Genomic DNA, 12,717 nt, shown 5'->3' on the forward strand with positions numbered 1-12,717 from the left:
GGCGGCCGTGCCTGCAACGGTATCTCCACGAATCGGTACGAACCTTAACTACCGTGTACCTCGGGCATAGTGAATTTCTCAAGATTGACGGGCGCACTGGGCAATCCAACGATAAGTTTTCCTGTCTGCTGATTGTACACCTCCAACTGTCCCTTGGAGTTCTGCACAGCAAAGTCGCCGCGATGCAAGGTGACCGAACCCCCGGTGCCCGTCAGTTTCACCGAGTACCCTGTTGACGGGATGACCTGATACACGTTATCCAGCTGGACTTCCGTTGAAGGCACCCACCCGAGGCCGACGATGTGGTACCACAATGTGGCAAACTCCTTATTTCCGCCTGACATGCCGATTGTCAGGAATTCCGCCATTTCGTCAATATGGTACACTTGACCCTTATGTAATGACGTTCCTGCAGCTGGGAACAGCCGCGCCCATGTCGCGTCATCACAGACACCGGTCCCAAGCAGTCCATGCGCCTGCTGGTACTGTTCCACCGCCTGAGCGGTTTGCGGGCCGAACAATCCGTCCACCGCCAATTTGGGATAGACGTTCGGATCCTGATTCAATGCCTGTTGGAGTTGCATGACTGCAGGGAATGACGTCGCTGACGTTGTCTGTGACAACGTTCCGTACAAGAAATCGTCCTCGGCATCCGCGTTCAGGCTCGGAAAGACGGGCAGGGAGCTGTACGGCGATGTGGGGGCCACCTCTGCCATGGCATCTGTGCCGACTTTGTACACGGGCTCGGTGCTCGATAAAGGCGCCGGCGCCTTGTTGGAAGACTGATATTGTACATAATCACTCTTCGAACCGCCAGTTTGAAACACATATTCGTTCATGATCTCCCCGATGCTAGTGGCCCATCCTGGATCCGAGGCGTAATTCGCCTTGCTCATTCCGGTTAATGTCGGAGAGCCGCCGTAATGGGTAGCCCCAGGCGTTAAGTAATTTTGTCGGACCTCCCACGCTTCGAACATAATGGCATACTCGCTTGACGGAAATGTGCCGCCATAACCGTAGGCGTCGTCGCCGTAAGCCCCGTAGCCAAACCAGTTGTTCTTCTTCAATGCCAGGTCACTGGTTCCCCATCCTGTCTCTAAAGCCGCATGAGCCAGCAAATACGTGGCATTGGCTCCATACTGATTTTGGGCATTGACAAAGTATGCACCCAACCCTTCCATGTCTCCCTTATGGTTTGCGGCAATCCATCCGTCAATTTGACTGGCCGTGACCGAAGCCGGTGCCGGATACCGCAAATCCACATTGATAAAAAACGAATAAGTCACGTAGATACTCTGTTTCTTGGTCTGGAGGCCATTGGTGGCGACAGCGGTGATGGTGTTCTTGCCATCGCGCAGTTTCAGGGAAAAGGCGAAACGACCGTTCTGCAACTTACTGCCGCTCTGCGGCTTACCGTTCAGATACAGCTTGACGGACTTCTCATTGCTGTTCACGGTGACCTTTTGCGAGGCCAACGTGACCACTTGCCCATTACCCAGACCGCTGATGCTCACCGTCGGCGCCGCCGGCGCGGTCACCGTCACCTTATACCAGTGCGACAGGCCGTTCACCGTTACCTTCAACCAGGCGGACCCAGCCTTGTGGCCCGTGATGGTCACCTTGGCCTGACCACTCTTGTTGGTCACCACATGGCCCGCAGAGGCCGTGGCCACGCTCCTATCGTCGCTCTGGAAATACACCAGCGCCCCGCTGATGGCCTTGTTGTGCGCGTCCTTGATGGTAACCGTGAACGATTCCTTCTGGTTGACTACAAGGCTGTGAAGTTTGGTTACAGATTCGTGTGCGACTTTGGTCGTATTGTAGTGCGCTGATGCCGCCAGTGCCGACGCAGGTACGGTCATGGTTCCGACAACCGCAGACGCTGCCGCGATGCCCTTGAGCGTACGTTGCAAGAACGTCCCTCCTCTTCCTTTCTTACTTCAAGAGATGCAGATCTTTAACATTCATCGCGAGACGATGGTAAGCCACGTCAGAGTACCCGTTTCTCCCCTGTTGAAATCTATCTTAGGCCTTCTTTAAACGATTTGCGAGTCACGCAATTTTTGTGCCAATGAAAAAATTGTATTCCGAACCAAATAACTACGGGAGCCGATCACGGCTCCCGCACCCTACACCCCTTTGCTGCAGAATGATGAGTTTTCACCGCTCATAGCCATGCGGATGGGAACGGTGCCAGCGCCACGCCGAATCCACAATCTCGCGCAGATCCGCCCGCTCGGGTCGCCATCCCAACACCTCGCGCGCTTTTTCAGAGGAAGCCACAAGGACGGCCGGATCGCCCTCGCGGCGCGGGCCGACCACAGCCGGGATGATGCGCCCTGTCACCTCGCGGGCCACGTCAATCACCTGCTTGACGGAAAATCCCTCGCCGTTGCCCAGGTTGAACGCCTCCGCCACGGTGGTCCCTCCAGACTCATCCAACCGGCGCAGACGCTCCACGGCCAGACGATGGGCGGAGGCCAAGTCCATCACGTGGATGTAGTCGCGAACGCATGTGCCATCCACCGTTGGGTAATCGTCCCCGAAGATGGACACCTCCGGCCGCTGACCGAGAGCCGCCTGCAAGATGATAGGAATCAGATGCGTTTCCGGATGGTGATGCTCACCAATCGGCAGCGTCGGGTGAGCCCCGGCAGCATTGAAGTAGCGCAGGCTGATGGACGACAGCCCGTACGCCTGCCGGCACCAATGGAACATCCGCTCAATCGCCAGCTTCGTCTCCCCGTAGGGGTTGGTCGGTACGGTGGCGTCGTCTTCGCGGATGGGCGTTCGCTCGGGCTCCCCGTAGACCGCGGCGGTCGACGAGAACACGATGCGCTTGACGTTGGCCTCCAGCATGGCGCCCAACAGCCGAGCCGTCGCCGCCACGTTGTTCTCATAGTACTTGAGTGGATTTTTGACGCTCTCGCCGACCAGCGAGTTGGCGGCGAAGTGGACCACCGTGTCGACCGCGTGCTCGCGCAGGATGTGGACGATCCGGTCGTGATTGCGAATATCGGCCTCATAGAAGGGCGCCTCCAGCACCGATGCCGCGTGGCCTGTGCCCAGGTTGTCCACGACCACGACCTCTTCCCCGTGCGCCAACAACTCGGCCACCGTATGGCTTCCGATGTACCCGGCGCCCCCCGTTACCAAGATGGACATGCAGCTTCTACCTCCTCGGTGACCTCGCGGGCGCCGGGCCCGATGTCCGTCACGTAAAACGACGGGGTGAGCCCGGTCGCCTCTGTGTATCGCGCTCGCACGTGCGCCTGGAAGGCCTCGACCTGGTCGTCCGCGACCAAGCTGACCGTACAGCCGCCGAAGCCTGCCCCGGTCATCCGGGATCCCAGGCAGCCCGGGGCGGACCAGGCGGCTTCCGCCAGCGCGTCGAGCGCCTGACCGGTCACCTCGTAGTCATCGCGCAAGGATTCGTGCGACGCGTTGAGCAGGCGGCCGAACTCGGTCAAGCGGCCGCCGCGCAGCGCCGCGATGGCCGCGCTCACGCGACCGTTCTCGGTCACCACGTGGCGCGCCCGGCGCAGTAGCGTGGCGTCCTGGATGAGCGGGGCGAACTCGTCCCAGTGGTCGGCCGGGATGTCGGCCAAGTGCCGGACCTCCGGACGCACCGCCCGCACCTGGGCCAGCGCCCGCTCGCACTCGGCACGGCGTTCGTTGTACTTGGAGTCGGCCAAACCGCGCCGCTGGTTGGTATTGGCGATGACCAAGCGGCAACCCTCCATCCGCGCCGGGACCAACTCATAGTCGAGGGTGGCGCAGTTGAGCGCAATCGCGGTGTCCGCTTGGCCGGCCGCGACGGCAAACTGATCCATGATGCCGCAGTTGACGCCGACGAACTCGTTCTCCGCCCGCTGCGTGAGTTTTGCGATATCCGTGACCGAAAGCGGCGCCCGCAGCAGACCGCACACGGCCACCGCCGTGGCCACCTCGACCGAGGCAGAGCTGGACAGCCCGGTCCCGTACGGCAGATTGCCGTGCAGGTAGAAGTCCCCTCCCGGCAGAGCGAGTCCCTGCTGAGCCATCACCCATAACACACCTTTGGGGTAGTTGGCGAAGTCGTCCTCTGGGCGGTACACCCAATCTTTCGCGCTGCCGCGGAGCTCCACGGTGGTCGGAAAGGAACTGGAGGCGAACCGGAACACCCCGTCGTCGCGCCGGCGCACAAACAGCCATGTGCCCATTGTAAGCGCCGCCGGAAAGACCCGGCCGCCGTTGTAGTCGATGTGCTCGCCGATGAGATTGACCCGGCCGGGCGCAAAGAAGACGCGCACATCCGCACCGGCGTGTGACCCCTTCAATCCCGGAGAAAAGGCAAGAAACGCCCGATAGGCCTCGCGCAGATCCGTCATGCACGGCTCCCCCTTCGCGCCCGCTCGATGGCCGCCCGCAATCTGGGGGCCGTCTCTTCGACTGCGGTCGGGTTGCAGGGCGCCCAGGCGCCGGTCTCGGAGGACGCCAGATACTTGATTTTGTCGCGGTCCCTGAGCGGCGGGTAGAACTCAATGTGGAAGTGGTAATATGCGGCCGCGGCCCGGTCATGGACCGGACGCTGGTGCATCACCATCATGTATGGAAATTCGCGGTCAAACAGCGCGTCCATGCCGGCCGTCACCGATTTCAGGATAGCGGCCAAATCATCTCGCTCCGCGTCGTCCAAATCGGTGATGGCCGATTTGTGCGCGCGGCTGCTGATGAACACCCCGTATGGATAATCAGTGAAAAATGGAATGAAGGCCACAAACGAATCGTTCTCCGCGACGACACGCTGCTCGAAGCGAAGCTCCTCCTGATTGATATCGCAGATCAAGCAGTGACCCGTGGCGGCGTGATGGTTGCGGCAGGACTCCAGTTCGACGCGCAGTTTCTGCGGCACGTAGGGATAGGCGTAGATCTGGCCGTGTGGGTGCGGCATCGTCACCCCCACCTCGGGGCCACGGTTCTCGAAGATGAGCACGTATTGGTGGCGCGGGTCTTCACCCAACACCGAGAAGCGGTCAATCCACAAATCCACCAGTTTGCGGATGTGGGGGATGGACAACTGTGGCAGTGTGGTTGTGTGCTCTGGCGAATACAGCACCACCTCGCACTTGCCGTAGGCATCGGCCACCTGGTACAGCGGCGTCGCCACGTCGTCGGGATGCGGAGGATTGGGCGACAGGGCGGGAAAATCGTTGTCGTAGACGAGCACCTCGTAGTGCTCGGGAACCTTGCCGGATCCAGGGCAAAAAGGGCAGTAGTCCTTCGGCATGTCGGGCCGCTTCTGGCGATTGGAAGCGACCATCGTCCAATCCCCGAGAAGCGGGTTATACCTCAATTCAGCCAACCGTCTCACCTCATTGCTGTCAGGATGCAATAAATTACTGATAATTCTGCCATGTGGTCTCGAGTCCCTATGCGGCCCACCAAACTCCTTTCCGCAATGGCCCTGCTGACATACCCCCGCACCTCGGGCCACGAGACCAGTATAACAAATCCACCACTCCAGCCATAAGGCGAGACGGAAGACTTGCAAGACTAGTGGTGGGGAGGATGGCGCCATCCCGTGCGCCATCCCGGGAGTGGACAGGCGAAGCGGCGGCGAGTCGATTAACCCGCCGCCTTGGCCAGTTTTTCGGCCGTCGCCGCGACGTGGGCAAACTCGGAGTTCAACTCTTCGATGGTGGCGCTGTGATCCTGGGTGGCTCCACTCATCGTGCGGATGGCCTCCGTCATGCGGCTTACTGTCTCCACAACCGCCTCAAGCTGGTGCTGGATGTCCTGCACCGCCTGTTTGCTCTGTTCCGCCATCTTGCGGATCTCTCCGGCGACCACAGAAAACCCCCGCCCGGCTTCCCCTGCCCGTGCCGCCTCAATCGCGGCATTCAGTCCGAGCATGTGCGATTGCGTCGCCACGCCCTTGACGAAGTCGAGCACCGAGTAGATTTTCTCGATGTTTTCCGAAACGGTGTCGGCATGGGCTGCCATGCCCTGAACAGACTCCGCCATCTGGGCCGAGGCTTGGGCAATTTCGTCGGCGTTGGCGGACATCTCTTGTACCAATGCCGAGAGCTCGCTGGCACCATCGCGAAGTGCGTCCAACCGCTCCTGGCTTACGATGGAGGTGACGCAGCCGACCACCTGACCGTCCTCAAGGATGGGCACGGCGGTGGCCACGTACGGATAACCGAAGACCGTGGCATCGCGCTCCTCACGCAGCGCCTGCCCCAGGCGCATCGCCTTCGCCGTCACCGTCTGCTCCATCTCCGTGATGGGAGTGCCGACCTCGTAAGCCGGCTTAATCCGTTCCCCAGGGATCTGCGTGACCACCTTTTCGGTGTCCAGCACAATGAGGCTGGCGTCCTCCGGGTACGTCTGCCGAATCACGTCCAGACACGCCACAATCGCGTCCAGTTTCGTTGACATCCGTGTTCCTCCCGAACTCAAATGAGTAGAACTAGTATGTATTCTAGCCTATGAGAGGAACAGTATCAATCACTTTCCATCCGTTTTAATCCATCGCGGAGCCCGGTTGCCAACCCCCATCAACCACGCAGGGCGCGCGTCAGGTTGGCCATTTCTATGGCCGACACGGCCGCGTCCCAGCCTTTATTGCCGGCCTTGGTGCCGGCGCGCTCAACCGCCTGCTCAATCGTGTCGGTGGTGAGCACGCCGAAAATGACCGGGCACTCAGACTGCAAGGATACCTGCGCCACGCCTTTGGCCACCTCTCCCGCCACGTAGTCAAAGTGTGGCGTGGCCCCGCGGATAACCGCGCCCAGGGCGACAACCGCGTCGTAGCGCCCGGACTGGGCGAGCTGCTTGGCGATGAACGGGATCTCGAAGGCGCCCGGCACCCAGGCGACCTCCACGTCCTCCTCGCGCACACCGTGCCGCTTCCAGGCGTCGATGGCGCCGCCGAGCAGGCGCTGTGTGATAAACTCGTTGAAACGGCTGATGACAACGCCAAACTTCAGTCCTTCTCCAGTCAGGTGACCTTCGTACGTGCGGATGTTCATGTTGGCTCCTCCTGTCTCACAGGTGCAACAGATGCCCCAGCTTTTCGCGTTTTGTCTGCAGATAGTGTTCATTGTACGGATTGCGGTCCACTTCCAGCGGAACCCGCTCTACCACCGTCAGGCCGTGGCCCTCAATGCCTCGGATCTTGCGCGGGTTGTTGGTCAAAAGCCGCATCTTGCGCACCCCAAGGTCATGCAGAATCTGCGCCCCGATGCCGTAGTCGCGCAAGTCGTCGGCGAAACCCAGGCGGTGGTTGGCCTCCACCGTATCCGCCCCCTCGTCCTGCAGTGCGTAGGCGCGGATTTTGTTCAACAGGCCAATCCCTCGGCCTTCCTGGCGCAGGTACAACAAGACCCCTTTGCCCTCCGCCGCAATCTGCTGCATGGCCGCGTGCAGCTGCGGCCCGCAATCGCAGCGCAGCGAGGCAAAGGCGTCACCAGTCAGGCACTCCGAGTGCACGCGCACCAGCGTCGGCTCTCCGTCCATCTCGCCCATCACCAGGGCCACATGCTCCTTGTCGTCCAGCTGATTGGTGTAGACCACGGCCTGAAACTCGCCGTAAGCCGTCGGCAGTTTCGCACTGGCGCGGCGCTCGACGAGCTTTTCCGACCGCTTGCGGTAGGATATCAAATCGGCAATCGAAACGACCTTCAGACCGTGGCGGGCGGCCAGCTCCAACAGTTGCGGCAGGCGCGCCATCGTGCCGTCTTCGTTCAGGATCTCACAGATCACGCCCACCGGCTCCGCCCCGGCGAGGCGGGCGAGATCCACCGCGGCCTCGGTGTGCCCGGCGCGGCGCAGCACGCCCCCTTCCTTGGCAATCAGCGGGAAGATGTGCCCCGGGCGGCGAAAATCCTGGGGCCGCGCATCCGCGCGCACCAGCGCCGCGATTGTCTGCGCCCGCTCGAAGGCGGAGATGCCCGTGTGTGTCCGCGCCTCGTCGACGGAGACGGTGAAGGCGGTGCCGTAGGTGTCGGTGTTCTGTTCCACCATCGCGCGAAACCCCAGCCGCTGGGCCCGGTCCGAGGTTATCGGCACACACACAAGCCCGCGCCCGTGCGTGATCATGAAATTGATGACCTCGGGCGTCGCCTTCTCGCCGAGCGCCACAAAATCGCCCTCGTTCTCCCTGTCCTCGTCATCGACCACAATGACCACGCGGCCCGCACGCAGGTCCGCGACAGCTTCCTCAATCGAGTTCAACATCGCGTTCGCCTTCCTTCCCTAGGTTCCGACCGACGCCTTCAGGCGTACCCGTGTTGACGCAGGAAGCCCAAATCCAAACCGGGGCCTCCCGCCAATCCGTCCTTCTCGGCGCCCACAGCCGGCGGGGTGTCCAAACGGGGGGCGGCCAGCTTTTCCAGGTACTTGGCCAGAACGTCCACCTCCAGATTGACCTCCTGGCCGACCTTGGCATCCAAGAGCGTCGTGTGGGCACCCGTATGCGGGATAATGGAAACGCGGAACCCCTTGTCGTCCACATCCATCACCGTCAGGCTGACGCCGTCCACGCAGATGGAACCTTTCTCCACGACATAACGCAGGACGGACGGCGGAGCGGAGATGGTGAGCACCGTCGCCACACCTTCCTGCGTGCGTGCGGCGAGGGTGCCAACCGCGTCGACATGGCCGGCGACAATGTGCCCGCCGAGGCGGTCCCCCACGCGCAGCGCCCGTTCCACGTTGACGCGGCTGCCCGGGCGCAGGCGGCCCAGGTTGGAGCGGCGCAGGGTCTCCTTGACCGCGTCCGCGGTGAATGTGCGCCCGTCAAACGCCACCACCGTCAGGCAGACGCCATTGACCGCGATGCTGTCACCCAGACGCACGTCCTCCAACACCCGTTCCGCCGCCATCCGGATACGCACACTCTGGGCCCGCGGCTCTATGTCCACCACGCGCGCCACTTCTTCAACCAACCCGGTGAACACCGTGTTTCCCCTCCTCTTGCGCAGGATAAACGAGACGCCCGTCGACGCGGATGTCGCCGTCCACCACCTCGGTGCGGACATCAGCGAGCGTCACCGCTTCCTCCATCCGCACAGTCGCAAGGCCGTCGAGGGCCGGTATGCCCCCGCCCAAGAGCTTCGGCGCCAGGTAGTACACCACCCGGTCTATCAGCCGCTCGCGCAGCAGCCCGCTCACCAGGGTGCGCCCTCCCTCGACGAGGACGCTGTTGCATCCGCGCCGGGCGAGATCAGCCAGGGCATCGGCCAGCGGAACCCGGCCGTCCGCCCCGGGCGGCAAACGGACGATGTCAATCCGCCCCTCGCCCGCCTCCGTCAGCCGCCGCTCCCGCTCATCGGGCGCCGCCTCCGTCGTGTAAATCAAGGTCCGGCCCGGCTCGCGCAGCAACCTGGCACACTGCGGCGTCCGCAGCGTCGAATCCAACACCACCCGCAGCGGCTGCCGGACCCCCGAGCGTGACCGGAAGCGCACGGTGAGCTGCGGATCGTCCGCCAGGATGGTCTGCACCCCGACCGCGATGGCCGGAATCCGCCAACGCAGCCACTGCACCTCCTGCCGCGCGGCCGCGCTGGTCACGTAGCGGCTGTGTCCGGAAGCCGTCGCGATGTAACCGTCCAGCGTGGCGGCTGCCTTCCACACAACCAGCGGCCGGCCCGTCGCCATCACGTGAAAAAACGCCTCGTGCAGCCGCTTGGCGGCTTCCTCCTCGACGCCGACGACCACCTCGATGCCCGCCTCGCGCAGGCGCGCCAGACCTCGCCCCGCCACCTGCGGATTGGGGTCCGTACAGGCGACGACCACCCTGCGCACCCCGGCGGCAATCAATGCATCCGCGCACGGAGGCGTGCGGCCGACGTGGCTGCACGGCTCAAGGGTGACGTAGGCGGTGGCGCCGCGGGCGGCTTCCCCCGCCATGCGCAGCGCGTGCACCTCCGCGTGCGGCCCCCCCGCCTTCAGGTGCGCTCCCTGGCCCACCACTTCGCCGTCGCGGACGATGATAGCGCCCACGGAAGGATTCGGGCTCGCCTGCGCCAACCCTAACTCCCCGAGCGAGATGGCCTGCCGCATGAAGTAAGCGTCCAGCTCAAGGTCCACTGCTTCAGCTTGTACGCCGGTCATAGTCTGTCCTCCCTGCGACCCCTGCCTTGCGGAGCATAGCGGACCACAAAGGAGGCCCCCTGGAATCCACCCAGGGGGCCTGAACGATTGATGACCGATGGTTGACGTCCAAGAAGGCTGTGTCCACAATCTACAAACCTGTTTCTCCGCCTACCCCGGCGGGGCCTGCCTCCCCCGCCGGACGGGAGACCGAGACCAAGTCTGCTGGGACACAACAATACAAATAGACGTATGCCACCGGCATCCTTCTTTCATCCGGACTATACCGTCGGTACTGGAATCTCACCAGTTCCTGCGCCCAAGAGCATGGCCACCGTCGCGGCCGGCCCGTGGGCGCTCGTGGACTTCACGCACCGCCGTGCGCTTCACCACCGATCGGGAATTGGCGCGGCCATCGGCCTTCGCCTCACCCTGCCCCGAAGGATTGCCGTGTACTCGGTTTCCAGTTGTCGCATACTTAATCATAGAACAAGCGGCCAAGAATCGCAACATAGCCGCGATTTCACGCGCATTTTCACGATTCCGTTCGCGCGTCCCCCTCCGCCTCGCGTAAGACCGCAAGGAAGGCGTATGAATTCGCTTTCATCGTCCGTTTTGCGGTTTGCGGACGCGCCATCGCATCCTGTAGAGTCTTGGCGTCAAGCGACATCCGTGCGCGATCCGCACGCCTCCCCACGCACGCGCGTGTCGGCAAATCCTCAACAACGTTACGACTGGAGACGTGACATTATGGCAGCGAGTTTGAAACGCTTGGTTGTCGGCCGGCCACTCAAGACGAAGGAGAGCCAGCGTGTCCGCATAGGCGTCTTGCAGGGCATGGCGCTGCTCACCCCCGACGCTCTGTCGAGCGTCGCCTACGCGACCGACCAGATGGAATCGGTGTTGGCGGTCCTCATCACCGCCGGAGCCGCCCAAGCGACCGTCTCCGATGTGCTCGGGTATTCCATGCTCGGCACCGGCCTCATCGTCATCCTGGCGTTTCTTTTATATTTAGCATATCGAAACATCATCCACCACTACCCGCAGGGCGGTGGCGCCTACGCCATCGGCCTCAACGACCTGGGACGATACTGGGGCCTGTCGGCGGCCGCCACCTTGATCATCGGCTACACGCTGACTGTGGCCGTCTCCATCGCTGCCGGAGTGGACGCCATCGGCCCGGAGATACCGTGGGTGAACGACCACAAGCTGCTCTGCAATGTGCTCTTGACCCTGCTCATCATGCTGCTCAACCTGCGCGGAATCGGCGAATCGGCGACCGTGCTGGTCCCCTTCACCTACCTGTTCATCGCCTGCATCGGCGCGGTTGGCGTCGCCGCCGTCGTCGGGGCCATCCGCCACCCAGCCGCCATCACCGCGCCGACACCTGCCGGCATGCACGCCCTCGGTGGCATGAGCCTGTTTCTGTTCCTCAAGATGTTTGCCAGCGGCTGCAGCGCCCTGACCGGGGTCGAGGCGGTCTCCAACTCCGTCCCGGTCTTCCGCGATCCGTCCGCCAAGCGCGCCGCCCGCACGCTGCTGTCGCTGATCATCACGCTGTCCATGCTGTTCCTCATCGTATCCGGTGTCGCCACGCTGCACGGGCTGCAGTACAACCCGAACGACCCGCTCATCAACCAGGAGGCGCACGTGGTGTTCGGTCCGTCCCTGGCCGGCCGCATCGCCGCCGTGATTGTCTCGCTGGCGACCATGTGCATCCTGGTCATCGCGGCCAACACCGCCTTTGCCGGCTGTCCGGCGCTGTGGTCGTCGATGGCCCGCGACGGGTTTATGCCCAGGTGGATGCAGCACAAGGGGGATCGATTGGTTTACAGCAACGGAATTGTGTTCCTGACCATCATCTCCCTCGCCCTGACGCTTGTCTTCGACGCCCGCGTGGAGCGATTGATTCCCCTCTACGCGGTGAGCGTGTTCTACACGTTCTCCGTGTCGCAGCTGGGCATGCTGGTGCGGCAACTGCGTGAGCGTCAAAAGAACTGGCTATGGCCGACCATCGGAACCGGCTTTGGTTTCATCATGACTGTCGCCGCCTGCCTGGTATTCGCCATCACGCGTTTTTTCGACGGAGCATGGCTGGTCCTGGTGTGCGTCCCGTTGTTGGTGGTGATGTTCTCCAAGATCAAAGCGCATTACGAGCAGGTCAAGTGTGACCTGCGCTACGACTTCTCCCAGCCGTTCACGTCAAAGGGGGACAGCATCACCATCGTTCCGATTGCCTCCGTCAACAAGGCATCGGTACAGGCCCTGCGCTACGCAGTGGACAACTTCAAGCATGTGATTGCTGTGACGGTGATCGCCAACGAGTCGGAGGAAGAGATGCGCGAGGCCACCGAAAAGATCCAGCGCGACTGGGACCGCCTGCAAAGCGGGGTACCGCTGGTCGTCATCCACTCCCAGTACCGCAACGTCGCGAAGCGGCTGCAGCGGTTTGTCGAGTTTGAGCTGCACAAGTATAACCCCGACAACATCACCGTGGTGATCCCACAGTTCATCACCACCCGCTGGTGGCACAAGCTCCTGCACAACAAGACGGGTGGACTGCTGATGGCCTGGCTGTTGCTGGGCAAATCCGTAAAGGTGGTGTCGGTGCCCTACCGGTTGTCCCGCTGATGAAGG

10 protein-coding genes and 1 riboswitch are annotated in these 12,717 nt (G+C 62.4%); of the genes, 1 reads left to right on the top strand and 9 read right to left on the bottom strand.

Annotation, left to right across the window (positions count from 1 at the left end; translation table 11 throughout):
- Positions 1-44: 44 nt before the first annotated feature.
- The 9 genes from AK2_RS05445 to ribD all read right to left on the bottom strand — a co-directional run bounded on the left by AK2_RS05445 (position 45) and on the right by ribD (position 10,101).
- Positions 45-1,913 (bottom strand): glucosaminidase domain-containing protein, encoded by a 1,869-nt coding sequence (locus tag AK2_RS05445; RefSeq protein ID WP_067932223.1) that lies wholly within the window; start codon positions 1,911-1,913, stop codon positions 45-47.
- A 247-nt stretch (positions 1,914-2,160) separates the two neighbouring features.
- A complete protein-coding gene (gene galE, locus AK2_RS05450) occupies positions 2,161-3,165 on the bottom strand; it encodes a UDP-glucose 4-epimerase GalE (protein WP_067932225.1) in 1,005 nt (334 codons plus the stop codon).
- Positions 3,150-4,370: a galactokinase gene (locus tag AK2_RS05455; protein ID WP_067932227.1), complete on the bottom strand. Its 1,221-nt coding sequence runs from the start codon at positions 4,368-4,370 to the stop codon at positions 3,150-3,152. The genes galE and AK2_RS05455 overlap by 16 nt, the downstream gene beginning before the upstream one ends.
- Entirely contained in the window at positions 4,367-5,344 is a 978-nt protein-coding gene (gene galT, locus AK2_RS05460; RefSeq protein ID WP_067932229.1) for a galactose-1-phosphate uridylyltransferase, read from the bottom strand. Before galT ends, AK2_RS05455 begins: the two co-directional genes overlap by 4 nt.
- A 263-nt stretch (positions 5,345-5,607) precedes the next feature.
- Complete coding sequence (locus AK2_RS05465; RefSeq protein WP_067932231.1) at positions 5,608-6,423, bottom strand: methyl-accepting chemotaxis protein; 816 nt, start codon at positions 6,421-6,423, stop codon at positions 5,608-5,610.
- A gap of 119 nt (positions 6,424-6,542) precedes the next feature.
- Positions 6,543-7,016, bottom strand: coding sequence for a 6,7-dimethyl-8-ribityllumazine synthase (gene ribH, locus AK2_RS05470; protein WP_067932233.1), 474 nt, complete (start codon positions 7,014-7,016; stop codon positions 6,543-6,545).
- A 16-nt stretch (positions 7,017-7,032) separates the two neighbouring features.
- On the bottom strand, positions 7,033-8,223 hold the full coding sequence (locus tag AK2_RS05475) for a bifunctional 3,4-dihydroxy-2-butanone-4-phosphate synthase/GTP cyclohydrolase II (protein ID WP_067932235.1): 1,191 nt from the start codon (positions 8,221-8,223) through the stop codon (positions 7,033-7,035).
- Between the two features lie 38 nt (positions 8,224-8,261).
- Positions 8,262-8,945 (bottom strand): riboflavin synthase, encoded by a 684-nt coding sequence (locus AK2_RS05480; RefSeq protein ID WP_067932237.1) that lies wholly within the window; start codon positions 8,943-8,945, stop codon positions 8,262-8,264.
- Complete coding sequence (gene ribD / locus AK2_RS05485; RefSeq protein WP_067932240.1) at positions 8,926-10,101, bottom strand: bifunctional diaminohydroxyphosphoribosylaminopyrimidine deaminase/5-amino-6-(5-phosphoribosylamino)uracil reductase RibD; 1,176 nt, start codon at positions 10,099-10,101, stop codon at positions 8,926-8,928. Before ribD ends, AK2_RS05480 begins: the two co-directional genes overlap by 20 nt.
- A gap of 239 nt (positions 10,102-10,340) precedes the next feature.
- Positions 10,341-10,529: riboswitch (FMN riboswitch) on the bottom strand.
- Positions 10,530-10,830: 301 nt separating this feature from the next.
- Between ribD and AK2_RS05490 the strand changes: the two genes are divergently transcribed.
- The gene (locus AK2_RS05490; protein WP_067932242.1) at positions 10,831-12,711 is read left to right on the top strand and encodes an APC family permease; all 1,881 of its coding nucleotides are present in this window, start codon (positions 10,831-10,833) and stop codon (positions 12,709-12,711) included.
- The last annotated feature ends 6 nt before the right edge of the window (positions 12,712-12,717 follow it).

The organism is Alicyclobacillus kakegawensis NBRC 103104 (assembly GCF_001552655.1).
GTDB classification, from domain to species: domain Bacteria; phylum Bacillota; class Bacilli; order Alicyclobacillales; family Alicyclobacillaceae; genus Alicyclobacillus_G; species Alicyclobacillus_G kakegawensis.

Excerpts from the sequence above, each read along its gene's own strand:
- ribH (WP_067932233.1), bottom strand. The coding sequence starts at position 7,016 with ATGAACATCCGCACGTACGAAGGTCACCTGACTGGAGAAGGACTGAAG.
- ribD (WP_067932240.1), bottom strand. The coding sequence starts at position 10,101 with ATGACCGGCGTACAAGCTGAAGCAGTGGACCTTGAGCTGGACGCTTAC.
- galE (WP_067932225.1), bottom strand. The coding sequence starts at position 3,165 with ATGTCCATCTTGGTAACGGGGGGCGCCGGGTACATCGGAAGCCATACG.
- AK2_RS05465 (WP_067932231.1), bottom strand. The coding sequence starts at position 6,423 with ATGTCAACGAAACTGGACGCGATTGTGGCGTGTCTGGACGTGATTCGG.
- AK2_RS05475 (WP_067932235.1), bottom strand. The coding sequence starts at position 8,223 with ATGTTGAACTCGATTGAGGAAGCTGTCGCGGACCTGCGTGCGGGCCGC.
- AK2_RS05490 (WP_067932242.1), top strand. The coding sequence starts at position 10,831 with ATGGCAGCGAGTTTGAAACGCTTGGTTGTCGGCCGGCCACTCAAGACG.
- AK2_RS05455 (WP_067932227.1), bottom strand. The coding sequence starts at position 4,370 with ATGACGGATCTGCGCGAGGCCTATCGGGCGTTTCTTGCCTTTTCTCCG.